This window comes from Mesorhizobium sp. B4-1-1 (genome assembly GCF_006439375.1).
Taxonomy (GTDB): domain Bacteria; phylum Pseudomonadota; class Alphaproteobacteria; order Rhizobiales; family Rhizobiaceae; genus Mesorhizobium.
In genome coordinates this window covers 39,756-61,036 of the sequence record NZ_VFTH01000028.1, presented here as the reverse complement: position 1 = coordinate 61,036, position 21,281 = coordinate 39,756, and the positions used below count along the sequence as shown (strand labels likewise).

24 protein-coding genes are annotated in these 21,281 nt (G+C 64.4%); 11 read left to right on the top strand and 13 right to left on the bottom strand.

Features of this window, described 5'->3' with window-relative positions; genetic code table 11:
* The first annotated feature begins 38 nt into the window (after nt 1-38).
* Complete coding sequence (locus tag FJW10_RS27365; protein ID WP_140836034.1) at nt 39-1,073, top strand: aspartate-semialdehyde dehydrogenase; 1,035 nt, start codon at nt 39-41, stop codon at nt 1,071-1,073.
* A gap of 126 nt (nt 1,074-1,199) precedes the next feature.
* Nucleotides 1,200-1,652 carry a GNAT family N-acetyltransferase gene (locus FJW10_RS27360; RefSeq protein WP_140902381.1) on the top strand — a complete coding sequence of 151 codons (453 nt, stop codon included), beginning with the start codon at nt 1,200-1,202 and terminating at the stop codon, nt 1,650-1,652.
* Between the two features lie 2 nt (nt 1,653-1,654).
* Here FJW10_RS27360 and FJW10_RS27355 read toward each other — a convergent pair whose 3' ends face one another.
* Entirely contained in the window at nt 1,655-2,062 is a 408-nt protein-coding gene (locus tag FJW10_RS27355; RefSeq protein ID WP_140902380.1) for an ACT domain-containing protein, read from the bottom strand.
* 159 nt (nt 2,063-2,221) lie between these two features.
* Between FJW10_RS27355 and FJW10_RS27350 the strand changes: the two genes are divergently transcribed.
* The 4 genes from FJW10_RS27350 (at nt 2,222) to FJW10_RS27330 (ending at nt 4,891) form a co-directional block, all read left to right on the top strand.
* Nucleotides 2,222-3,127: a bestrophin family ion channel gene (locus FJW10_RS27350; RefSeq protein WP_140902379.1), complete on the top strand. Its 906-nt coding sequence runs from the start codon at nt 2,222-2,224 to the stop codon at nt 3,125-3,127.
* Between the two features lie 396 nt (nt 3,128-3,523).
* Complete coding sequence (locus FJW10_RS27340) at nt 3,524-3,934, top strand: DoxX family protein (protein ID WP_140902377.1); 411 nt, start codon at nt 3,524-3,526, stop codon at nt 3,932-3,934.
* Nucleotides 3,935-3,946: 12 nt separating this feature from the next.
* Nucleotides 3,947-4,474 carry an SRPBCC family protein gene (locus tag FJW10_RS27335; RefSeq protein ID WP_140902376.1) on the top strand — a complete coding sequence of 176 codons (528 nt, stop codon included), beginning with the start codon at nt 3,947-3,949 and terminating at the stop codon, nt 4,472-4,474.
* 153 nt (nt 4,475-4,627) lie between these two features.
* A complete protein-coding gene (locus FJW10_RS27330; RefSeq protein ID WP_140836029.1) occupies nt 4,628-4,891 on the top strand; it encodes a YMGG-like glycine zipper-containing protein in 264 nt (87 codons plus the stop codon).
* A 65-nt stretch (nt 4,892-4,956) separates the two neighbouring features.
* On the opposite strand, the gene rpsP is transcribed toward FJW10_RS27330, so the two are convergent.
* The 6 genes from rpsP to FJW10_RS27300 all read right to left on the bottom strand — a co-directional run bounded on the left by rpsP (nt 4,957) and on the right by FJW10_RS27300 (nt 10,532).
* The gene (gene rpsP / locus FJW10_RS27325; protein WP_140658644.1) at nt 4,957-5,358 is read right to left on the bottom strand and encodes a 30S ribosomal protein S16; all 402 of its coding nucleotides are present in this window, start codon (nt 5,356-5,358) and stop codon (nt 4,957-4,959) included.
* Nucleotides 5,359-5,406: 48 nt separating this feature from the next.
* Nucleotides 5,407-5,733, bottom strand: coding sequence for a chorismate mutase (locus FJW10_RS27320; RefSeq protein WP_140658643.1), 327 nt, complete (start codon nt 5,731-5,733; stop codon nt 5,407-5,409).
* Between the two features lie 7 nt (nt 5,734-5,740).
* The gene (ffh, locus tag FJW10_RS27315) at nt 5,741-7,321 is read right to left on the bottom strand and encodes a signal recognition particle protein (RefSeq protein ID WP_140902375.1); all 1,581 of its coding nucleotides are present in this window, start codon (nt 7,319-7,321) and stop codon (nt 5,741-5,743) included.
* Between the two features lie 341 nt (nt 7,322-7,662).
* Nucleotides 7,663-8,613 (bottom strand): type II CAAX endopeptidase family protein, encoded by a 951-nt coding sequence (locus tag FJW10_RS27310; protein ID WP_140902374.1) that lies wholly within the window; start codon nt 8,611-8,613, stop codon nt 7,663-7,665.
* Between the two features lie 147 nt (nt 8,614-8,760).
* Complete coding sequence (locus FJW10_RS27305; protein WP_140647871.1) at nt 8,761-9,366, bottom strand: DUF1236 domain-containing protein; 606 nt, start codon at nt 9,364-9,366, stop codon at nt 8,761-8,763.
* An 86-nt stretch (nt 9,367-9,452) separates the two neighbouring features.
* Nucleotides 9,453-10,532: a putative zinc-binding metallopeptidase gene (locus tag FJW10_RS27300; RefSeq protein ID WP_140902373.1), complete on the bottom strand. Its 1,080-nt coding sequence runs from the start codon at nt 10,530-10,532 to the stop codon at nt 9,453-9,455.
* A 324-nt stretch (nt 10,533-10,856) separates the two neighbouring features.
* Here FJW10_RS27300 and FJW10_RS27295 point away from each other — a divergent pair, with 324 nt between their 5' ends.
* Nucleotides 10,857-11,660 (top strand): lytic transglycosylase domain-containing protein, encoded by an 804-nt coding sequence (locus FJW10_RS27295; protein WP_140902372.1) that lies wholly within the window; start codon nt 10,857-10,859, stop codon nt 11,658-11,660.
* A 299-nt stretch (nt 11,661-11,959) separates the two neighbouring features.
* Complete coding sequence (locus FJW10_RS27290; RefSeq protein ID WP_140902371.1) at nt 11,960-12,247, top strand: GIY-YIG nuclease family protein; 288 nt, start codon at nt 11,960-11,962, stop codon at nt 12,245-12,247.
* Nucleotides 12,248-12,389: 142 nt separating this feature from the next.
* Here FJW10_RS27290 and FJW10_RS27285 read toward each other — a convergent pair whose 3' ends face one another.
* Nucleotides 12,390-13,610 carry an argininosuccinate synthase gene (locus tag FJW10_RS27285; RefSeq protein ID WP_140902370.1) on the bottom strand — a complete coding sequence of 407 codons (1,221 nt, stop codon included), beginning with the start codon at nt 13,608-13,610 and terminating at the stop codon, nt 12,390-12,392.
* A 183-nt stretch (nt 13,611-13,793) separates the two neighbouring features.
* On the opposite strand from FJW10_RS27285, the gene FJW10_RS27280 reads away from it, so the two are divergent.
* The gene (locus FJW10_RS27280; protein WP_140902369.1) at nt 13,794-14,435 is read left to right on the top strand and encodes a LysE family translocator; all 642 of its coding nucleotides are present in this window, start codon (nt 13,794-13,796) and stop codon (nt 14,433-14,435) included.
* A 3-nt stretch (nt 14,436-14,438) separates the two neighbouring features.
* Here FJW10_RS27280 and FJW10_RS27275 read toward each other — a convergent pair whose 3' ends face one another.
* The 3 genes from FJW10_RS27275 to FJW10_RS27265 all read right to left on the bottom strand — a co-directional run bounded on the left by FJW10_RS27275 (nt 14,439) and on the right by FJW10_RS27265 (nt 17,752).
* Nucleotides 14,439-14,906, bottom strand: a complete 468-nt coding sequence (locus FJW10_RS27275; protein WP_140902368.1) for a hypothetical protein — start codon at nt 14,904-14,906, stop codon at nt 14,439-14,441.
* Complete coding sequence (rlmN, locus tag FJW10_RS27270; protein WP_140902367.1) at nt 14,903-16,135, bottom strand: 23S rRNA (adenine(2503)-C(2))-methyltransferase RlmN; 1,233 nt, start codon at nt 16,133-16,135, stop codon at nt 14,903-14,905. The genes FJW10_RS27275 and rlmN overlap by 4 nt, the downstream gene beginning before the upstream one ends.
* Nucleotides 16,136-16,237: 102 nt before the next feature.
* Nucleotides 16,238-17,752, bottom strand: a complete 1,515-nt coding sequence (locus tag FJW10_RS27265; RefSeq protein WP_246674382.1) for a DHA2 family efflux MFS transporter permease subunit — start codon at nt 17,750-17,752, stop codon at nt 16,238-16,240.
* 247 nt (nt 17,753-17,999) lie between these two features.
* Here FJW10_RS27265 and FJW10_RS27260 point away from each other — a divergent pair, with 247 nt between their 5' ends.
* Complete coding sequence (locus FJW10_RS27260; protein ID WP_140647862.1) at nt 18,000-18,299, top strand: hypothetical protein; 300 nt, start codon at nt 18,000-18,002, stop codon at nt 18,297-18,299.
* Nucleotides 18,300-18,478: 179 nt separating this feature from the next.
* A complete protein-coding gene (locus FJW10_RS27255) occupies nt 18,479-19,828 on the top strand; it encodes a chloride channel protein (RefSeq protein ID WP_140902366.1) in 1,350 nt (449 codons plus the stop codon).
* A gap of 249 nt (nt 19,829-20,077) precedes the next feature.
* Here the strand turns inward: FJW10_RS27255 and FJW10_RS27250 are convergent, their stop codons facing one another.
* Both FJW10_RS27250 and FJW10_RS27245 read right to left on the bottom strand, forming a co-directional pair.
* The gene (locus FJW10_RS27250) at nt 20,078-20,581 is read right to left on the bottom strand and encodes an invasion associated locus B family protein (RefSeq protein WP_140836016.1); all 504 of its coding nucleotides are present in this window, start codon (nt 20,579-20,581) and stop codon (nt 20,078-20,080) included.
* Nucleotides 20,582-20,837: 256 nt separating this feature from the next.
* On the bottom strand, nt 20,838-21,200 hold the full coding sequence (locus tag FJW10_RS27245; protein WP_140902365.1) for a YkvA family protein: 363 nt from the start codon (nt 21,198-21,200) through the stop codon (nt 20,838-20,840).
* Nucleotides 21,201-21,281: the final 81 nt, after the last annotated feature.

The following is a 21,281-nucleotide window of genomic DNA, read 5'->3' as shown; positions in this document are numbered from 1 at the left end:
TCTCCAACAACCAAGCGGAGAGGGACAGGAGATATCAGATGAGTTTCAAGGTTGCGGTAGTCGGCGCCACGGGCAATGTGGGCCGCGAAATGCTCAACATTCTGGACGAACGCGGCTTCCCGGTGAGCGAAGTGGTGGCGCTGGCGTCGCGGCGCAGCCAGGGCACCGAAGTGTCCTTCGGCGACCGCACGCTGAAGGTCAAGGCGCTCGACCAGTACGATTTCTCCGATACCGACATCTGCGTCATGTCGGCGGGCGGCAATGTGTCGAAGGAATGGTCGCCGAAGATCGGCAAGCAGGGCTGCGTCGTCATCGATAATTCGTCGGCCTTCCGCTACGATCCGGACGTGCCGCTGATCGTGCCGGAGGTTAACCCGGACGCGATCTCGCTGTTTACACGCAAGAACATCATCGCCAACCCGAACTGCTCGACCGCTCAGCTCGTCGTGGCGCTGAAGCCGCTGCATGACGTTGCCACCATCAAGCGCGTCGTCGTCGCCACCTACCAGTCGGTCTCCGGCGCCGGCAAGGAAGGCATGGATGAGCTGTTCACCCAGACCCGCGCGGTGTTCGTCGCCGACCAGGTCGACGTCAAGAAGTTCACCAAGCGCATCGCCTTCAACGTCATCCCGCATATCGACGTCTTCCTCGACGACGGCTTCACCAAGGAAGAGTGGAAGATGGTGGCCGAGACCAAGAAGATGCTCGACCCCAAGATCAAGCTGACGGCGACCTGCGTGCGGGTGCCGGTGTTCATTGGCCATTCGGAAGCCGTCAACATCGAGTTCGAGAAGCCGATCACGGCGGATGAAGCGCGCGAGATACTGCGCGAGGCGCCCGGCTGCCAGGTGCTCGACAAGCGCGAGGACGGCGGCTACATCACGCCGCTCGAATCGGCCGGCGAGGATGCCACCTTCATCTCGCGCATCCGCGAGGATTCGACCATCGACAACGGCCTGTCGATGTGGGTGGTCTCCGACAATCTGCGCAAGGGCGCGGCGCTGAACGCCGTGCAGATCGCCGAACTGCTGGTCGAGCGCGGCCTCATCCAGCCGAAGAAGAAGGCTGCTTAATCTCGCTCACGGGCCACACCGCCGCTGCCGCGGCTGGCCCTGCGCGGGCGCGCCGGGACGCCCTTCCTTCTCCCCGTTCAACGGGGAGAAGGTGCCCGAAGGGCGGATGAGGGGCAGCGCCGGCCTATGAGTGACCGGACCGAAATCACCCTACGCCCGGCCATCGGCTCCGATGCCGTCGCCATCGCCAGGATGATGCGCGCGTCACTCAATGCTTTCGAGTGGATGCCGGTCCTGCACACGCCGGAGGAGGACCTGTTCTTCATCCGCGATGTCCTGCTGCCCAATCAGCAAGTGAGCGTCGCCGTCGCGGGAGAAAATATCGTCGGTTTCATCGCCGTCAGCGGCGAATGGGTCGAGCAGCTCTATCTCGATCCGGCCTGGACAGGACAAGGCATCGGCGCCCGGATTCTGACTCAAGTCACGGCCGGGATGCCTGTGATCAAGCTGCGTTGCTTCCAGGCCAACACCGGCGCGCGCCGCTTCTATGAGCGGCACGGCTTTCGCGCCGAAGGTTTCGGCGATGGCTCGACCAATGAGGAAGGCCTGCCGGATATTCTCTATGCGCTCAGGCGCTGAGTTCACCCGCCGCTTTCCGCCGCCAACCGCTGCAATATGGCCAGCGCCTCCTCCGCCCGCTCCACCGGCACGAAGAGATGGTCGTGATAGAAGGCCGAGACCGGATTGACGCCCATGCCGGCCGCCGCGAGCCGTCTCGTGATGGCGGCGAGGAAGCCGACGGCTTCCAGCGAGGAGTGGATGTCGAGCGTGATCATCCGGCAGCGGAAGGTGCCGGCGAGGCCGGCGGCCTTCGCCTCGTCTTCGGTTGTGATCAGGGTCAGGCCTTCCCGCTCGCGAAATTGCATGATGGGATCGAGTCTCGCAGGGACCGGCGTGCCCGGCGCCAGTGTCGCGAACACATAGACGTCGGTAAGCAGTTGCGGCGTCATCGACGCGAGCAGTTTTTGCAGGTCGGTCTCGCCCGTCATCGTCGCTCCTCCTCTTGGCAGTCGCAGTCGTGTCTCAATACATGCAAGGGCCGACGGTCCGGCCGTGACGACGACATCTCGATGTCGCTTGCGGTTGCGCCGCGGGCATCGACCACACAATAAGACATCAAAGCCAAGCCGGCTTGCAAAGGTCACCCAATGATCGTCCGCCCGCGCCCGACATTCCTGCAGCTGTTCTTCATCATGCGCGGCTCGGTGGTGCCGCGCATCCTGCCGCAGATTTTCGGCTTCGCTATCTATTCGGCGGTCATCCTGCTTCTGGCGCGGCAGTTCCATCTCGACCTCGGCGTCTTCAGCATCGCGCCTTTCGGGCTCGTCGGCGTGACGCTGTCGATCTATCTGTCGTTCCGCAACAACGCCGCCTATGACCGATGGTGGGAGGCCCGCAAGCTCTGGGGCGCGCTGGTTTTCGAGATCCGCAACCTGGCACGCGCCACCACCAGTCTGGTCGGCGACCGCGCCGAGCAGCGCGCGCTTCTGATGGAGGCGCTTGCCTTCTGCCACCTGCTGCGCGGGCAATTGCGCAAAATCGACAGCACAAACGACGCCCGCGCCTTCATCGGCGAGGAGGTCGACAAGGCCGTCGCCCGCACCAACCCGGCCGACGACATGGTCCGCCGCATGGGCCGGCGCGCCAATGCGCGGCGCGAGGCGGGCGCGCTCGACCCGATCGGCTTCCGCATCCTCGATGAAAGGCTGGCCGCGCTCGCCGCCATCCAGGCGGGCTGCGAGCGGATCGCCGGCACGCCCTTGCCCTTCGCCTATACGCTGCTGGTGCATCGCACGGCCTATGTCGTCTGCCTGCTCCTGCCGATCGGCCTGATCTCGACCACTGGCTGGGCGACGCCGCTGTTCACGGCGCTGATCGCCTATACGTTCTTCGGCCTCGACGCGCTGTCGGAAGAGCTCGAGGACCCGTTCGGCATCGAGGCCAACGACTTGGCGCTCGACGGCCTTTGCCGCGTCTGCGAGATCTCCGTGTTCGAGGCGCTGGACGAGACGCCGCCGAAGATGATCGCGGCCGACAAGTTCTATTTCTCTTAGGAGGTCGACCCACGAGGGCTCTGCCCTCGGAGATTGGTCGAAAGCGCTGTGTTCTCTTCGTCATTCTAATGCATGTCGCGGAAAAGTGTGCAGCGGTTTTGCGATAACGACATGCATGAAAACAAAGCCTTAAAAGCGCGTCGCCTGAATCCGCTTCAGCGCGACGCGCTTTTAGGGCGGAGCAAGGAGCGAAGCGACGCGGCGCAGACCCAGAAGTTAAGATCGCCTGGCTGGAGCTTCATTCTAGAGCGCTGCATTCTTCGTTCGACGTCACGGCATGGATACTCGGGTCAAGCCCGAGTATGACGAAGGCGTGTAGGATCGCGGCATGTTCCTTCGTCCTTGGATCGAACCCGGCAAATGGCCGGCATTCGAAACCATCAGGAGGGAATATCCATGAGCATTTCCGAAGCCGCGCCTGCTTCAAAAGGCGCTTTGTGGGCCGGGCGCGCGCTCAGCGCCGTCGTCGTCCTGTTCATGATCTTCGACGGCGTCATCAAACTGCCGCCGCTGGATGTCGTCACCCGGACGATGACTGAACTTGGTTGGCCGGCCGACGCCAATGTCGCGCGGCTGCTCGGCGTCGTCGGGCTGATCTCGACCGCGCTCTATGCGCTGCCGCGCAGCTCGGTGCTCGGCGCCATCCTGCTCACCGCCTATATGGGCGGCGCGATTTCGACCCATGTGCGGATTGGCAACCCGCTGTTCTCGCACACGCTGTTCGGCGTCTATCTCGGCATTATCCTGTGGGGCGGGCTCTACCTGCGCGACGCAAGAGTGCGCGCGCTGATCCCGTTTTCGCGATAGGGAGGAAAAGAGATGTTTGCCACCATCCTCCTCATCCTGGCCGTCATCATCGCCGCCGTGCTGGTCTATGCCGCGACCCGGCCGAACGATTTCGTCGTCACCCGCTCGGCCAGCATCAAGGCGCCTGCCGAGACGATCTTCCCGCTGATCGACGATTTTCGGCGCTGGCCCGAATGGTCGCCCTTCGAAAAACTCGACCCGGGGATGAAGCGCACGCTCTCCGGCGCCGAAAGCGGCAAGGGCGCGGCCTATGCCTGGGAGGGCAATTCGAAGGCCGGCAAGGGCCGCATGGAAATCGTCAACTCAGTGCGGTCCTCGCTGGTTTCGCTCAAACTCGATTTCGAAAAGCCGTTCAGGGCCAACAACACTGTCGATTTCTCGCTTTCGCCGTCCGGCGAAGGCACGACCGTCACCTGGGCGATGCGCGGCGCGAGGCCTTTCATTGCCAAGCTGATGGGCCTGTTGATGAATTTCGACACGCTGATCGGCAAGGATTTCGAGGCCGGCCTCGGCAATCTGAGACGACTCGCCGAGCGGTGAAAACCACCAGGTTTTCAAGGAGTTGGCGTCCGGTTGCGTAAATCCCACCGGCACGTAGCCGGCCAATCTTCATCATCGTCGGGATCAATTCAGCCGTTCGTGAGTTTAGGGCATGGCGGCGAGGACGGCGATCCGCGTGAGAGAGGAACAATTATGAAGAAAGCAATTACCATCCTGATGCTGACGATGGCCCTTGGCGCCTGTTCGCAAACGGAAAAGGGTGCGGCGATCGGCGGCCTGGGCGGCGCGGCAGTTGGCGCCGCGGTGGCAGGCAATCCGGTTCAGGGCGCGGTGGTCGGCGGCGCGGTCGGTGCAGTGGCCGGCGCACTGATCGGCCATGCCAGCGAAAGCGGCCAGTGCCGATATCGCGACCGCTACGGTCGCGTTTATGTGGCGCGCTGCCCATCCGGCTACTGAGGCGTCAGGCAGACCAAAGAAAACGGCGGGCCTGGGCCCGCCGTTTTGTAAGCGAAAGGCCGTGATTACTCGGCGGTGGCGGCTTCAGCCTCGGCCGGCGCGGCGGTCGCCGCGGCGGCGGCAGCGGCCGCATCTTCCTGGGCCTTCTTCAGCAGGGCGGCGCGTTCCTGCGCCTTCTTGCCGGGCAGGGCCTTGTTCGGGTTCGAGCGGGTTTCGCGCTTGGCAAGGCCGGCCTCGTCGAGGAAGCGCAGCACGCGGTCGGTCGGCTGGGCGCCATGCGACAGCCAATGCTTGACGCGATCGGCGTCGACCTTGACGCGCTCGCCGTCCTTCGGCAGCAGCGGGTTCCAGGAACCCAGCGACTCGATGAACCGGCCGTCGCGCGGCGAACGGGCGTCGGCGACGACGACGTGGTAGTAAGGACGCTTCTTCGAGCCCGCACGGGCCAGTCTGATCTTCAGTGCCATTTGTTTTCTCCTAAAAGCTCTGATTTCGTTGAATAAGTCGGGGTTTCTTCAACCCGTTTTCGTCACACCGTTGGAAGCGGCGATCTGTTCGTGATGCCGGATCACCTCGCGGACGACGAAGTTCAGAAACTTCTCCGCGAAATCCGGGTCGAGGTTCGCATCTTTCGCCAACTGGCGAAGGCGGGCGATCTGCTGCTGCTCGCGCGACGGGTCGGCGGGCGGCAGGCCATGCTCGGCCTTCAGCACGCCGACCGCCTTGGTGCAGCGGAAGCGCTCGGCCAGCATATGGATGAGGGCGGCGTCGATGTTGTCGATCGAAGCGCGGTAGCCAGCCAGGATGGCGCGTGCGTCGGCCATGTCTTTCTCCTCGTTCATCGCCACCTCACTTCTTTTTCCCGAGGCCGGGCAGCCCGCCGCCGCCGAGGCCCGGAAGACCCGGAAGCTTCATGCCGCCGGGCAGGCCCGGCAGTCCGCCGCCAGCGGGAAGCCCGCCCGGCATGCCTTTGCCGAGACCGGCGGCCTGCGCCTGCTTCTGCAGGGCCTCGAGCTGCTTGGGATCCATTCTGGAAAGATCGGGCATGCCGCCGCCCGGCATCATGCCGACAAGGCCCATTTTCGAGGCGAGGCCGCCCATCATGCCGCGCATGAGGCCGCCGCCTTTGCCCTTGCCGCCCATCGCCTTCATCATGTCGGCCATGCCGCGGTGCATCTTCAACAGCTTGTTGATCTCGGCCGCGTCGGTGCCGGAGCCGGCGGCGATGCGCTTCTTGCGCGAGTGTTTGAGCATATCGGGGTTGGCGCGCTCGGCCTTGGTCATCGAGGAGATGATGGCGAGCTGGCGGCCGAACATCTTGTCGTCGAGGCCGGCGGCGGCCAGCTGGTCCTTCATCTTGCCCATGCCGGGCATCATGCCCATGATGCCGCCCATGCCGCCCATTTTCGACATCTGCTGAAGCTGCTGGGCGAGGTCGTTCAGGTCGAACTTGCCCGACTGCATCTTCTTGGCCATCGCGGCCGCCTGCTCGGCGTCGATGGTCTCGGCGGCCTTCTCGACGAGCGAGACGATGTCGCCCATGCCGAGGATGCGGTCGGCGATGCGCTTGGGGTGGAATTCCTCCAGCCCGTCCATCTTTTCGCCGGTGCCGATCAGCTTGATCGGCTTGCCGGTCACGGCGCGCATCGAAAGGGCAGCGCCGCCGCGGCCGTCGCCGTCCATGCGGGTGAGCACAAGGCCGGTGATGCCGACGCGTTCGTCGAAGCTCTTGGCAAGGTTCACGGCGTCCTGGCCGGTCAGCGAGTCGGCGACCAGCAGGATCTCGTGTGGGCTCGACACCTTCTTGATGTCGGCCATCTCGACCATCAGCGGCTCGTCGATATGGGTGCGGCCGGCGGTGTCGAGGATGACGACGTCATGGCCGCCGAGCCTGGCGGCCTGCACGGCCCGCTTGGCGATATCGACCGGGCTCTGGCCGGCGATGATCGGCAGGGTGGCGACCTTGGTCTGCTCGCCGAGCTGGCGCAGCTGCTCTTGTGCTGCGGGCCGCCGCGTGTCGAGCGAGGCCATCAGGACCTTCTTGTTCTGCCGCTCGGTCAGGCGCTTGGCGATCTTGGCCGAGGTGGTCGTCTTGCCGGAGCCCTGCAGGCCGACCATCATGACGACGACGGGCGCCGGCGCGTTGAGGTCGACGGCCACGCCCTCGGCACCGAGCATCTCGACCAGCTCGTCATGGACGATCTTGACGACCATCTGTCCGGGCTTGATCGACTTCAGCACCGCGGCGCCGACCGCCTTCTCGCGCACCTTGTCGGTGAAGGAGCGAACCACTTCCAGCGCGACGTCGGCCTCGAGCAGCGCCCGGCGCACCTCGCGCAAAGCCGCCGAGACATCCGCCTCGGACAGCGCGCCGCGGCCAGTCAGGCCGTTCAGGATGGAGCCAAGACGCTCCTGGAGGGATTCAAACATCTGCGGTCCTTGATCTCGGTGGGTTTCGACCGAGAGGTAGTGCGTTCGCGCCGGGTCGCCAAGCAAAAGCGCAAAGCCAAAAAGCACCCGGGGGCGCATCGCGCTGCCGGGTGTTGGCCTCCAGGATCTCTTTACAGCACCCGCCTCAAAGCGGCTTCGGCGTCCTGGTCGGCTTTCGCGAAAGAAAACTCGTCGCGGAATTCAGCGGCTCTAGACAGGAAATTGGCCGCGGAGTCAAGGCTGATGCATGTCGCGCAAAAGTGCGCAGCGGTTTCGCGGCAACGGCATGCATCAAAAGACAATGCCGAAATCCCAGCCAAAACGCCGCGATTCGGGACGGCTCAGCCCAGGCTTTGCTTGCTCGTCCCGACCCTGAGCGGCGAGCGCCGGTGCAAAAGCAAGAGCATCGTCAAAAGCGTGCTGACGATGCCGATCGCGGCGATGAGAACGGCGTCGAGATTGGTCCAGCCGGGGCCTTCGAGGGGCTTGGCATTAAGCAGCGCGAAGCCATTGTAGCCCTCCTGGTGCGAGATCAGCAGGAAGCCGGTCAGATTGTTGCCGAGATGGGCGCCGAAACCGGCGCCGAGATTGCCGGTGACATAGACCAGGAGCGTGAGCAGCAGGGCAAAGGTGCCGATCGAGACCAGCACGCAGGCATTGATGGCAAGTGTCGAGGCCGAATTCCAGTGCAGCGACGCGAACAGCAGCCCGGGCAGCAGCGCCCAGACCAGCGGGCTGCTGAAGCGATAGGCGAGGCCGCGCAGCAGATAGCCGCGAAACAGCATCTCCTCCGACGAGGTCTGCAGGAAGGCGAGCAGCACGATCGGCACCAGGAAGAGCAGCCAGGACGAAAAGGCGATCGGCCCGCGCGCGATCTCCGGCTGCAGCCAATAGAGCAGGACCTCCGAAAAGAGCGAGGTGATCAGCACCGCGGCCAGGCCCTTGAGGAAATCGCCGCCCGCGACGCGGCGGCTGACGCCAAAAAGGGCCGACAGCGGCTCGCCATGCACGAAGCGCATCGCCACCCACAGGCCGATCCAGATGCCGGCAAAGGAGGTCAGCGCGCTCAGGATGCCGGTGGGCGATGCCAGGAAGTCCTGCATGTAGCGCCCGGTCGAGGGGCCGGGGAGACGCCAGACAATGTAGACATAGGTGCCGGCAAACAGCACAAGAGCCGTCATCGCCATCCAGAAGGCGATGACGATCGCAGTCCCGAAAAACAGGCGCAGCAAATTGGTCTTTTCGTTCGGCGAGCGGCGATAGCGCTCGAAGGCGGCATTTTCGATCGTCACGCGGCTCCCCTGCCGAAGGCTTTAGCCACATGGGTCTAGGAGATCGGCAGTTACCGCGCAATTACCGTCCACACGGAGTTGCCGCGCGCAAGATCAAAAAACGGCCGCCAGCGATGGCGGCCGTTATCTGACAGCGATCAAGCCCGATCAGCGCATCACATAGACGATGCGCCGCGTGCCAGGATCGACTAGCGCCGGCTGGTTGTTCACATAGACGTAGCGATACCGGTAATCGGGGATCTCGCGCAGCTCGACCGTGTCGGGCAGCGTGGCGCCGGTCACCACCTCGCCGTCGAGATAGACCGGATCGACCCGGTGCGTGGCGACATAGGTGCCGACCTCGGCCGGCGGCCTGCCGATCGACTCGATGGCGTCGTCGTTGGAAACGATGGCGCCGGTGTAGGTATCGGTCGTGTAGATGTTGTCGGTCGGCGGGGCGACGACGGCGATCTCGGCATTGGCCGGGCGACGGGTCACGACGACGCGGCTGCCGCCGAAATCGCCCGTCACATAGTCGGAATAGACCCAGCCCTTGCCGTCGGCTTCGGCGATCGTGCACCATTTGCTGCCTTCGATGCAGCCGTTAAGCGTGGCCGACTGCCCTGCCGCCAGCACGCCGATAACCGGATATTGCGGCCCGGGGCCAGCGCGAACGTTCAAGTCGGTCACCGCCTGTACGGGAGTGTCGGCGAAAGCTGCGCCCGAGATTGTGAGCAGCGCACCGGCCAGAGCCGGAAACAACACGCGTGTCATGGTTCTTCTCTCCGTTTTCAACGCTCCCTCGGGATCGGAAACGAAACAAAGGCTTATGCGTTCCGGCTAAAGTGCTTTGCGCCCGCTCACGAATTGTTCCAGGCCTTTTTCGACGCGCCTGTCAAAAGCTCGTGCACGAATGCGAGTTTGCCCGCCGCCACCTCGGAAATCACGAAGGGGTAAAGATCCGGCAGACCCATGCAGCGGTTGATCGAGTTGGAGGCCTCCGACAGCACCAGCCAGCGGGCGAGAATTCTTTCGAATGGTTCCGGCGTTCGATCGGGATCGGCAGGCGCAGGCTGCAAGTGGCCGCCGGTGTCGCCACGCGGGATGGCGTCGGCGTCCACGGTCTCCAGCCGGCCAAGCGGAAAATTCAGCGCGTGAACCATCTCCAGCGTGTCGGCGATGTGGAGATGATGCGCCCAGGTCTCGGCCCAGTCTTCCCAGGGATGGGATGCGGCATAGGCCGAGATGTGGCGCTGCTGCCAGTCCGGCGGAGCGCCATTGGCGTAGTAAGCTTTCAGGGCCTGTTCGTAATCGGCCCGCTCGTCGCCGAAGAGCGAGCGAAAGGCCGAAAGTCGCGCGGGATCGTCACGGATCAGCCGGTCCCAATAATAGTGGCCGATCTCGTGGCGGAAATGGCCGAGCAGGGTGCGGTAATTCTCGCCCATTTCGACGCGTCGTCGTTCGCGCTCGGCGGAATCGGCCTCGGCAACGTTGAGCGTGATCAGGCCGTTGTCATGGCCGGTCAGGATGCGCTCGCCGCCCGGACCGGCGCCGATCGGGTCGGCGAGAAAGTCGAAGGCAAGGCCGATCTCATCCTTCGCGTCGGCCTTGGGAACGACCGGCAGGCCGAAGGCCAGCAACGAATAGATGGCGCGTTTCTTCGCTGCCTCGACCCGGATCCAGCGCCGACGGTTGCCGTCGATGGAAAGGTCGGGAATGGCCTGATTGAGGGCGCAGGCGCGGCAGAAAGTCCGCCCAGCCTCGGCACGCCAGTTGCAGGCGCACTCGTCGGCATTGCCGCATGCGGCAACGCCGCTCGCACCCGCCAGCAGGAAACGTGCTTCGTACGGGTCGTAGAGCACCAGGCTGGAACAGTTCAGACACCGGGCGTTCTCGAAATAAAGGCGGTGGCCGCAGTTTGGACAGTCGAACAGCTTCATCTTGTTTTCAACGTGCGGAAGAGGTGGAAGCCTCTCGAAACGTCCGCCGGGCCTCCGGCGTTCCGAAGCTATCTCGTAGCGAGTTGGGCAATGACCTGCCGAGCACGCTTTCGCCCCGGCAAGTCCCTGCGGAACCGGCGCCGATGATCACGACATCAACGTCTTTCATGAGGCAAGCCCGCCACACCTGATGGCTGATCGTAGGCAAATTGCCCTTCTTTCGCCAGTGTCGCGTGTCACGTCCCCCGCGAGGGCGGTGACAACCAGACGTTTCGCTGGCAAATTCGCAACCGGGACGTGATTCAAGGCAACCAGGAGAAGGACATGGCATTTTTTGCCAAAAGACGGATTTTCGTGGCCGCCGCGGCGGTAGTGGCGATGCTTGGGCTGGCGACAGGCGCTGAAGCCGCGGCCAGCTGCGGCAAGAATGGCGCCGGCTTCGACGCCTGGAAGCAGGACTTTGCCGCCGAGGCCAAGGCCAACGGCGTCGGCCAAAGGGGCCTTTCGGCGCTGGCCGGGGCGACCTACGCGACAAGGACGATTTCGGCCGATCGCGCCATCCACAAGGCGTTCAGCGGCTCGGTTGAGGCGTTCATGCAGCGACGCGGGGCTTCCGCCATCATCTCGAGAGGCCGCGCGCTGAAGAAGGCCAACGCGGCGATGTTCGCCGACATCGAGCGGACCTATGGCGTGCCGCCGGGCGTGCTGCTGGCCATCTGGGGCATGGAAACCGGCTTCGGCGCCTCGATGGGCAACCAGAACACGGTGTCGGCCATCCTGACGCTCGCCTATGACTGCCGCCGTCCGGACTACTTCACCCCGCATGCCATCGCGGCGCTGAAGCTGGTCGATCGCGGCGCGCTGAGCGCGTCGTCGGTCGGCGCCATGCATGGCGAGATCGGCCACACCCAGTTCCTGCCCGGCAACGTGCTGAAATACGGCGTCGGCAGCGGCAACCTGCGCGACCGCAACACGGCGCTCGCCTCGACCGCCAATTTCCTCAAGGGGCATGGCTGGCATGCCGGCGCGAGCTACGAAGCCAATATGGGCGCAATCGCCGGCTGGAATTCGGCCAGCGTCTACCAGCAGGCCATCGCCCGCATCGCCGAGGCGATCGACGCGGATTGATCTTTGAATCTCTGTTGAGCAGAACAGCCCGGCCATGCGCCGGGCTTTTTTGTTGGGCTTGGAGATTGGCGAAAGCCGGGAAGTAGGAATCTCCCTCTCTCGGGTGCCTCGGCGGAGATGTCGCCAGAAGCGACGGAGGGGGTCCTTGCGCGTGAAACGGCGACGTATCCTTCGTCATTCTAGGGCGGAGCAAGGAGCGAAGCGACGCGCGCAGACCCTAGAATCCATGCCGTGACATTAGCCGTAGAATGCTGCCGTCCAGAATAGCCGTTGGCGATGGCGCTAGGTAAGATCGAAGCATGACAGGCTACGTCTACATGACCGCAAGCCAGAAAGGCGGCACGATCTATATCGGTGTGACCAATGATCTTGCTCGCCGTATGCCCGAGCACAAGACCGGCCAGGGCTCCAGTTTCACCAGCCGCTACGGTGTGCAGCGTCTCGTCTGGTACGAGGAATATTTCGACATCGCCGATGCCATCCAGCGTGAGACGTCATTGAAACGTTGGCCGCGCCAATGGAAGGTGGAATTGATCGAGAAGAGCAACCCGGAATGGTTCGAGCTGTTTCGCGGAATTGGCTGGTGAGCGTTCTGGACCGTGGCGGCGCTCAACCGTCACGGCATGGATTCTAGGGTCTGCGCGCGTCGCTTCGCTCCTGCTCCGCCCTAGAATGACGAAGGACGGGTTGGCAGGACAGCGCTCCCCTTGCGGGGAAGATCAGCAAGCTTCAGCGGCGGCTCCTTGCCGCCAGCGTCCGCAGCCGCAGGCCATTAAGCCGAATGAATCCCTCGGCGTCCTTCTGGTCGTAGGCGCCGCGGTCGTCCTCGAAGGTGACCAGCGCATCGGAATAAAGCGTCTTCTTCGACTTGCGGCCGGTGACGATGACATTGCCCTTGTAGAGCTTCAGCCGCACCGTGCCTTCGACGTCTTCCTGGCTCTTGTCGATCATCGCCTGCAGCATCAGGCGCTCGGGCGAAAACCAGAAGCCGTTGTAGATAAGCTCGGCGTAGCGTGGCATGAACTCGTCCTTGAGGTGCGCCGCACCGCGGTCGAGCGTGATCGATTCGATGGCGCGGTGGGCGGCGATCAGGATGGTGCCGCCGGGCGTCTCGTAGACGCCGCGCGACTTCATGCCGACGAAGCGGTTCTCGACCAGATCGAGGCGACCGATGCCGTTGTCGCGGCCGAGGTCGTTGAGCGCCGCCAGCATGGTGGCTGGCGACAGTTTCTTGCCGTTGAGCGCGATCGGGTCGCCCTTGAGGAATTCGATCTCGATCTCGGTGACGGCATCGGGCGCGTCCATCGGCGAAACGGTGCGCTGATGCACGAATTCCGGCGGCTCGCTCCACGGATCCTCCAGCACTTTGCCTTCGGAAGAGGAGTGCAGAAGGTTGGCGTCGACCGAGAAGGGCGCTTCGCCGCGCTTGTCCTTGGCGACCGGGATCTGGTGCTGCTCGGCGAAGTTGATCAGATCGGTGCGCGACTTGAACGTCCAGTCGCGCCAGGGCGCGATGACCTTGACGTCGGGGTTGAGTGCATAGGCCGACAGCTCGAAGCGGACCTGGTCGTTGCCCTTGCCGGTGGCGCCATGGGCGATCGCGTCGGCGCCGGTCTCTTTCGCGATCTCGACCAAGTGCTTGGAGATCAGCGGCCGGGCGATCGAGGTGCCGAGCAGGTAGGTGCCTTCATAGACGGTGTTGGCGCGGAACATCGGGAAGACGAAGTCGGCGACGAATTCCTCGCGCACATCGACGATGCGGATGTCCTTGATGCCCATCATCTCGGCCTTCTTACGGGCCGGCTCCAGCTCGCCGCCCTGGCCGAGATCGGCGGTGAAGGTGACGACTTCGGCGCCGAGCTCGGTCTGCAGCCATTTCAGGATGATGGAGGTGTCGAGGCCGCCGGAATAGGCGAGCACGACTTTCTTGACGTTCTTGATCTTGGACATTTTTGGCGGTTCCGCAGGAAAAGAGCTTCGCGGGGCGAGGTATCACGGCCTTTCCGGGCGGCGCAAGAGACGAACAGAGGCCTGGCTCCAGCACAGGCTGGGCCAGAAGTTTGCCCGGGCAGACGCTGGCGGAGCAAAAATGGTCGCGTTATAGGCTGCGCGATCTCTCCCAAGGCCGCGCGCATGTCCTTCATTCCCGACACTTCGACGCTCATCCAGTTCGCCATCGCCACCGTCATCTTGGCGATCACGCCGGGGCCGGACATGACGCTGTTCGTCTCGCGCACGCTGAGCCAGGGCCGCGCCACCGGCTTTGCCTCGATGGCGGGTGCGCTCACCGGCACGCTGATCCACACCACGCTGGTGGTGGTCGGCATCTCGGCGCTGATCGTCGCCTCGCCGATGGCCTTCTTCGTCCTGAAGATTTTTGGCGCCGGCTATCTGGTGTTCCTGGCCTGGCAGGTGGTGACGAAGGGTTCGGCCTTCTCGCCGGAGAAGAGGGCCGGACCGCAAGTCTCCCTGTTCCGCAGCTGGGTGGCCGGGCTCGGCGTCAACCTGCTCAACCCCAAGATCATCCTGTTCTTCATGACCTTCCTGCCGCAATTCGTCTCCGCGCACGATCCGAACGCGTCCGGAAAGCTGTTCTTCCTCGGCATGATGTTCATCGTGCTGTCGATCCCGGTGACGGTGCCGATGGTGCTGGCGGCGGAAAAGTTCTCGGCGGCGATGAAGGCAAGCCCGCGCGTCACACGCGTGGTCGATTATCTGTTCGCCGGCGTGTTCTCCGCCTTCGCGCTCAAGATACTGACCGCGCAGGCGAAGTAGGGTTCACGGCTCCGCGTCGAGCAAGGGCGCGCGACGCCAACTTCCGGCCCAGCGACCGGCGGAGAGCCAGTAGAAGATGCCGCCGACCATGCCGGCGCCGATCACGGCCAGCCTGGCATTGGTTTCGGTGATGTCGAAATTCGCATCGCCGACATTGTGCACGAAGCCGAGAAAGACGATGGCGATGACGGCACCGCCGAGCGCGTAGAACAGCCAGTCGCGGCGGCCGAGCACCTCGGCGATCAAAATGACGACCGCCGCCGGCATGAAGGCGAAATAACCGACGAACAGCGCCACGAACGGCACGGAGAAATAGAGCGATGCGGTGGCCGTCGGCTCCGGATCGGCCGGGGTGTAGCCCAGATGCGCCAGGACCAGGACGTTGAGGAAGGCGCTGGCCGCCAGCGAGGCGACGAGATAGCCGACCAGGATGGCGGCGAAGCGGATTAGGTAGGCGATGATTCGCCTCACGCCTCGCCGTGTCCCGCGATCATCATGGCTTCGAGCGCCAGACGGTCGACCTTGCGCATGCGCTCGGACTCCGACTTGAGCTGGCCGCAGGCGGCGAGGATGTCGCGGCCACGCGGGGTGCGGATCGGCGAGGCATAGCCGGCATTGTTGATGTAGTCGGCGAACTTCTCGATCGTCTCCCAGTCCGAGCACTGGTAGTTGGTGCCGGGCCAGGGGTTGAACGGGATCAGGTTGATCTTGGCCGGGATGCCCCTGAGCAGCTTGACCAGCGCCTTGGCGTCCTCGAGGGAATCGTTGACGTCCTTCAGCATCACATATTCGAAGGTGATGCGCTTGGCGTTGGAGAGGCCCGGATAGGCCTTGCAGGCGGCGATCAGCTCCTTCAGCGGGAACTTCTTGTTGATCGGCACGAGCAGATCGCGCAGGTCGTCATTGGTGGCGTGCAGCGAGATCGCCAGCATGACGCCGATCTCCTCGCCGGTGCGGAAGATTTCCGGCACCACGCCGGAGGTCGACAGGGTGATGCGTCTTTTTGACAAGGAAAGCCCGTCGCCGTCGGAGGCGATCAGCAGCGCCTTCTTCACCGCCTCGAAATTATAGAGCGGCTCGCCCATGCCCATCATGACGACGTTGGAAACCTTGCGCCCCTCGGCTGGCACGATGGCGCCGTCCGGCGTGTCGCGGTCGGGGAAGTCGCCGAGGCGGTCGCGCGCGGTGAGCAGCTGCGCCAGGATCTCCTCGGCGGTGAGGTTGCGCACCAGCTTCTGCGTGCCGGTGTGGCAGAAGGAGCAGGTGAGCGTGCAGCCGACCTGCGAGGAAATGCAGAGCGTGCCGCGGCCTTCCTCGGGAATGTAGACGGTCTCGATCTCGACGGGACGGCCGGCGCCGCGCGGCGGAAAGCGGAACAGCCATTTGCGCGTGCCGTCGGAAGAGATCTGCTCCTCGACGATTTCCGGCCGCGCGACGGTGAAATGCTTGTCGAGCTCGGCGCGCAGGTCCTTGGAGATGTTGAACATATGCGCGAAGTCGGAAACGCCGCGCACATACATCCAGTGCCAGAGCTGCTGGGCGCGCATCTTGGCCTGACGCTCCGGCACGATGCCGGCATTGATGAGAGCTTCACCGAGCTCGGCGCGGGTCAGGCCGATCAGCGACGGCTTCTCGGTCGGTGTTGCGCGGCGCAAGGCGTCACGAGCGCCTTCGGCGGTAAGATCAAGCGAAACGGTCATGGTGGCGCCAATATAAGCGATTTGCGGCCGATTTCAGCATCGGTCGCAGATGAAGCGCGGCGCATAGCACAGCTCGGCGTCGGAGTCATGCGCCCCGCAGGTTCAGGCGTCGGCTTCTGCCTTGCGGCGATGGCCGCTGACCTGCTGGCCGTCTTCCGGATGCAGGAAGAAGAACCCCGGAATGGAAAGCAGCGGGATCACCGCCGTCAGCAGGAACGCCCAATGGAACTGGTCCGCCGTCGGCGCATGCGCCTGGCCGGAGACGAGGCCGAGCACCATGGCGGCGATCGAGACGCCGAGCGAAACGCTGAGCTGCTGCAGGACGCCGCCCAGGCTGGTGGCGCGGCTGAGCTTCTCGCCTGGCAGGTCGGCATAGGACAGCGTGTTGGACGACATGAACTGCGCCGAACGCACGATGCCGAAGAAAAAGACATAGAGGCCGATCAGCCAATGCGGGGTGTCGGCGTCGAGCAGGGCAAAGCCCGCCACGGCAACGGAGCCGACGATCGCGCTGCCGCTGAGCACGGCCTTGAAGCCGAAGCGCCGCAGAAAGAACGACAGCAGCGGCCGCATCAGCAAGGCGCCGAAACTGCCGACGAAGGTCAGCGAGCCGGACGTGACCGGGCTCATGCCGAAGCCGACCTGCAGCATCAGCGGCAAAAGGAACGGCGCGCCGTTGAGGCCGATGCGGCACAGCCCCCCGGCCAGCGTGCCGACCCAGAAGGAGCGGAAGCGAAACAGCGTGAGATCGACCGCGGGCGCCGCGACGCGGCGCGCATAGCGGCCGAAGGCGAGCAGGAGCAGGACCGACGCGGCCAGCACCAGCATGGTCGCCAGCGAGGAAATGACCGGCCTGCCGATATTCTCCAGGCCGAACTGCAGCAACGCGGCGCCGGCCCCCACCATGAGGAAGCCGGCGAAGTCGAAAGGCTGCGCCTCCTCACCGTGGAAATCGTCGACGAAGCGCAAGGCGGCGAAAATGCCGATGAGGCCGAACGGCACGTTGACGTAGAAGATCCAGCGCCAGGACGCATAGGTGGTCAAGAGGCCGCCGAGCAGCGGCCCGATGACGGGACCGACGATCGCTGGCAAGGTCATGTAGGTCATGGCCGTGATCAGCCCGCTGCGCGGAAAGGAGCGCAACAGGATCAGCCGCCCGACCGGCGTCATCATGGCGCCGCCCAGTCCTTGCAGCGCGCGCATGGCCAGGAGCATGCCGACGCTGTCGGCCACGCCGCACAGGACCGAGCCGAGGGTGAAGGTTAAGAGCGCCAGGGCGAAGATTTTCCGGGCGCCGAACCGGTCAGCGAACCAGCCGCTGACCGGAATGAACACGGCCAGCGTCAGGATGTAGGTGGTGATCGCCAGGTTGAGCCGGACCGGGGTGGTGTCGAGGCTTTGCGCGATGGCCGGGATAGCGGTGGTGAGAATGGTGGAATCGAGCTGCTCCATCAGGAAGGCGATGGCGACGATTGCCGGGATGATCAGCTTGAGACGCGGGTCGCGCTCGGTCGCAAAGAGATGCTGTTCCAATTGTCCGCCAGTTCCGTCGTGCAGGAAGCGGTGGCCCGCCTGTGGGCCATCCACGATCAAGCCGGCGTCGATGTCGTGCGGCACAGCCGGCCTGGCCTTCCCGCCGCACCCGACTGCTTTATGTCCCGATCGATGCGAAGCGATAGCGATTTCGGCTGGCACAGAGGTCAACAAATTTTGAGCCCTGCCGCCTGTGCCAGGGCGGAACGGGGCCGGCTCCCGCCATGGCCGGCTGAAAATCGATCACATATTCGTGTTGGCGTAACCAATCGAAGCGCATCCGCGAACCTGAAAGGGGCGACCATGCCCCTCAACAATGGGAGTTGTTCAGATGCACTCGATCAAGTTCGCACTCGTTGCCGGCCTCGCCGGTCTTTGCGCCTCGCAGGCCTTTGCCGAGGACACGATGGGCGCCATGACCATGATGAAGGGCGGGCAGGTCACCGCGATCATGCCGGACGGTCACATGGGCACCATGATGCCGGACGCCAAGATGAGCGCCGATATGATGAAGATGGCCAAGCCCATCAAGCATTGCATGATGATGATCACCGACGCCAAGGGCAAAGCCTACATGATCGATACGTCGACCAAGAAGGCCCAGGCCGAATGTGAAAAAATGGCGATGTGACCTCGCCGATCCTGCGTGCCGACCTCCCCGCCGGCCGGTACGCCGGCGGGTTATCCGCCATTTGGCAACGTCTCCTTGAGCACCGCTCCTCGACCCGGCTGACATAGCATCGGGTCCGCCCTCGCGGGTTGATCGGCCCGGTGAGTGTGCTAGGGCGGATGACCATCAAGAGGACAGGCATGGCCGGCATATCCCGAAAATACCGCATGCTGCGGCGTTCGCATGCCATGTGGATGTCACGGCGCGTCTGGCAGCCGCGCCTCGTCTTCTGGGCCGGCGCCATTTCGATCGGCCTGATCAGCGTCCTGTTCGCCCTGCTCGCCGACCGGGCGCAGGCCCTGTTCCATCTCATGACGGGCAATGACGGTGGCTGGCGCTTCTATCTGCCGCTCGTCGTGACGCCGCTCGGTTTCGTCCTTTGCGCCTGGCTTGCGCATTCCTTCTTCCCGGGATCGCAAGGCAGCGGCATTCCGCAGGCGATCGCTGCGCGGCATCTGCGCGACGAGGACGACCGCAGCCATATCCTGTCGTTGCGTTTGGCGGCGGGCAAGATCGCGCTCACCATCGTCGGGCTCGCCTGCGGCGCCTCGATCGGCCGCGAAGGCCCGACGGTACAAGTCGGCGCTTCGCTGATGCTGCAGGCGGCGCGCTGGGGCGGCATGGCGCAGGCGCGCGGCCTGATCCTTGCCGGTTCGGCCGCCGGCATCGCGGCGGCCTTCAACACGCCGCTCGCCGGCATCGTCTTCGCCATCGAGGAGATGGGCCGCGCCTATGAATCGCGCACCAACGGCCTTGTGCTGACGGCGGTTATCCTGGCCGGCCTCGCCTCGCTCGGGCTCATCGGCAACTACACCTATTTCGGCGTCGCCAAGGACACGGTCGCCTTCGCCGCCGACTGGCCGCTGGTGCTGGCCTGCGGCATCATCGGCGGCGGTGTCGGCGCGCTGTTCTCGCTCTCGGCGCTGAAGGTCATGCGCCGCATCCGGCGCTGGAACGCGCTGCAGCCGCTGCCGCGCACGCTGGTCGTGGCGGCTGTCTGCGGGCTTGCCGTGGCCGCGATCGGCATCGCCTCCGGAGGATTGACCTTCGGCACCGGCTACACGCAGGCGCGCGGCGCGATCGAAGGTACGCCGCTGCCGGCCTTCTTCTTCGTCGAGAAATTCGCGGCCGGCCTGTTGTCGATGGTGTCGGGTATACCGGGCGGCATCTTCGCGCCGTCGCTGGCGGTGGGCGCCGGGCTGGGCAGCACGCTCGGCCTGGTCTTCGGCGCGGCCACGGGAACCGCGGCGCTGCTCGGCATGGCCGGCTATTTCGCCGGCGTCGTGCAGGCGCCGATGACGGCCTTCGTCATCATCCTCGAAATGACCGGCAACCACGACAATGTGATCGCGCTGATGTCCGCGGCGGTGCTGGGCTACGGTACGGCCAGGCTCGTCTCCAACGAGCCGCTCTATCACGCGCTGTCGCGCGTCTTCATCGCCGAGGCGATCCGGCGGCGCCGCGCGGAGGCGGAGCCGGCGCGAGGCTGATCTATCGTTCTTCCGCTTTTACTTGCGGGAGGCGGACCTCGCTGTTGCGCCAGAGGGTCATATCTCCCTGGCTTTCAATGTCGCCGCGCGCATCGACAGCTTCCGGTCGCGCGGCGATGTCGTCCCAGGAAACCTGCACGCCCGCCTTGCGAAACGCGTCTTCGGTTTCGCGAGGACCATGGCCGTCTACTGCCAGCGGTCCATCGCCATTTGCATGATGTTGCGGTCCGCCGCCAAGGGGGCCTCGGCTTATTTGCACTTGGCGATCGAGGACAGCGCGGCCGAGATGCCCTTGAGCGAGAAGACGTAGGAGGTGGGGTTGCCGCGGCCGGACTTGGCCTGCACCTTCATGTCGGAGCCGGTCTTCATGGCGGCGATCAGCACCGGCTCTTCGGCGGCGTTCTCGACCCAGGCCGACTTGCCGCGGGTGAACATCGAGAACGACTTCTTGTCGATGGTGACGGTGGCTTTGGAGCCTTCCTGGAAATTATAGCCGGCGATGAACTGCGGCTCGTAGGAGACCTGTTGTCCGGGCCGCTGGCTGACGAAGAAGAACATGTCGCCGTGGTCGAGCGACGGGGGCTGCTTGTCGGTAGGCACAGTCAGCACATAGCACACCTTGCCGGCGGCCGACTGATAGCTGTAGGTGCCCCAGGCATTGTGCTGGCCGATCTTGGTCGCCTGCTGCGCCAATACCGGCACCGCCGAGCCCACCAGGACCAGGCTGGAAACTATAGCAATCAATCCGCGCATCGTTCTTCCCGTATTCCAAATTGTGCGGAGGCGGGCCGCGTGGCGTCCTGCCGTCGCTTCATTTTGATTTAATCAGGGTTACCAAACGGTGAATCGTCCTCGAAGAAAAGGAACTCACCCCAGGAAACCGCCACCATTCGCGCCGCCACTGTGGATTGAGGCCGGCGCGACGTCCCGGCGCGGAGTTGGATGCCACGAAAACGGCAAGAGTTTGTCTTTTCGCACGCGCTGATTTGCGGGCGTGAGCGAGCCGCCGTCAGCCCTTGTCGGCCAGCGCGTCCCTGGCGGCCTGCCTGTGGGCAGCCGTGATATGGCCGCTGACGGCGGTGATCGCGGCGGTCAGCACGGCAAGGTCGTCGGTGAAGCCGAGGCCGACGACGAAATCGGGAATGAAGTCGAACGGCAGGACGAAATAGCCCAGCGCGCCGAGCAGGATTGCCTTGGCGCGCAGCGGCGTGTCCTTGTCCATGGCGCAATAATAGGCGGCGACAACCTCGTCCATGAACGGAATCTGCCGCGCGGCCTTCTTGGCGGTGCGCCAGAATTTCTCGCGGACCTCACCCTCGCCGGCAAGCTTGTCGCCGAAGCCGAAGAAATCGAAACCGGTACCTTGCGTCATCAGTCGCTCCTTGGCGGCCGCCCGCATCGTTGCGCCGGCCCGCCGCGGGAAAATGTGGTGAAAGCGGGGGGCTGCTACAAG

Excerpts from the sequence above, each read along its gene's own strand:
- FJW10_RS27365 (WP_140836034.1), top strand. The coding sequence starts at position 39 with ATGAGTTTCAAGGTTGCGGTAGTCGGCGCCACGGGCAATGTGGGCCGC.
- FJW10_RS27360 (WP_140902381.1), top strand. The coding sequence starts at position 1,200 with ATGAGTGACCGGACCGAAATCACCCTACGCCCGGCCATCGGCTCCGAT.
- FJW10_RS27355 (WP_140902380.1), bottom strand. The coding sequence starts at position 2,062 with ATGACGGGCGAGACCGACCTGCAAAAACTGCTCGCGTCGATGACGCCG.
- FJW10_RS27350 (WP_140902379.1), top strand. The coding sequence starts at position 2,222 with ATGATCGTCCGCCCGCGCCCGACATTCCTGCAGCTGTTCTTCATCATG.
- FJW10_RS27340 (WP_140902377.1), top strand. The coding sequence starts at position 3,524 with ATGAGCATTTCCGAAGCCGCGCCTGCTTCAAAAGGCGCTTTGTGGGCC.
- FJW10_RS27335 (WP_140902376.1), top strand. The coding sequence starts at position 3,947 with ATGTTTGCCACCATCCTCCTCATCCTGGCCGTCATCATCGCCGCCGTG.
- FJW10_RS27330 (WP_140836029.1), top strand. The coding sequence starts at position 4,628 with ATGAAGAAAGCAATTACCATCCTGATGCTGACGATGGCCCTTGGCGCC.
- rpsP (WP_140658644.1), bottom strand. The coding sequence starts at position 5,358 with ATGGCACTGAAGATCAGACTGGCCCGTGCGGGCTCGAAGAAGCGTCCT.
- FJW10_RS27320 (WP_140658643.1), bottom strand. The coding sequence starts at position 5,733 with ATGAACGAGGAGAAAGACATGGCCGACGCACGCGCCATCCTGGCTGGC.
- ffh (WP_140902375.1), bottom strand. The coding sequence starts at position 7,321 with ATGTTTGAATCCCTCCAGGAGCGTCTTGGCTCCATCCTGAACGGCCTG.
- FJW10_RS27305 (WP_140647871.1), bottom strand. The coding sequence starts at position 9,366 with ATGACACGCGTGTTGTTTCCGGCTCTGGCCGGTGCGCTGCTCACAATC.
- FJW10_RS27300 (WP_140902373.1), bottom strand. The coding sequence starts at position 10,532 with ATGAAGCTGTTCGACTGTCCAAACTGCGGCCACCGCCTTTATTTCGAG.
- FJW10_RS27295 (WP_140902372.1), top strand. The coding sequence starts at position 10,857 with ATGGCATTTTTTGCCAAAAGACGGATTTTCGTGGCCGCCGCGGCGGTA.
- FJW10_RS27290 (WP_140902371.1), top strand. The coding sequence starts at position 11,960 with ATGACAGGCTACGTCTACATGACCGCAAGCCAGAAAGGCGGCACGATC.
- FJW10_RS27285 (WP_140902370.1), bottom strand. The coding sequence starts at position 13,610 with ATGTCCAAGATCAAGAACGTCAAGAAAGTCGTGCTCGCCTATTCCGGC.
- FJW10_RS27280 (WP_140902369.1), top strand. The coding sequence starts at position 13,794 with ATGTCCTTCATTCCCGACACTTCGACGCTCATCCAGTTCGCCATCGCC.
- rlmN (WP_140902367.1), bottom strand. The coding sequence starts at position 16,135 with ATGACCGTTTCGCTTGATCTTACCGCCGAAGGCGCTCGTGACGCCTTG.
- FJW10_RS27260 (WP_140647862.1), top strand. The coding sequence starts at position 18,000 with ATGCACTCGATCAAGTTCGCACTCGTTGCCGGCCTCGCCGGTCTTTGC.
- FJW10_RS27255 (WP_140902366.1), top strand. The coding sequence starts at position 18,479 with ATGGCCGGCATATCCCGAAAATACCGCATGCTGCGGCGTTCGCATGCC.
- FJW10_RS27250 (WP_140836016.1), bottom strand. The coding sequence starts at position 20,581 with ATGCGCGGATTGATTGCTATAGTTTCCAGCCTGGTCCTGGTGGGCTCG.
- FJW10_RS27245 (WP_140902365.1), bottom strand. The coding sequence starts at position 21,200 with ATGACGCAAGGTACCGGTTTCGATTTCTTCGGCTTCGGCGACAAGCTT.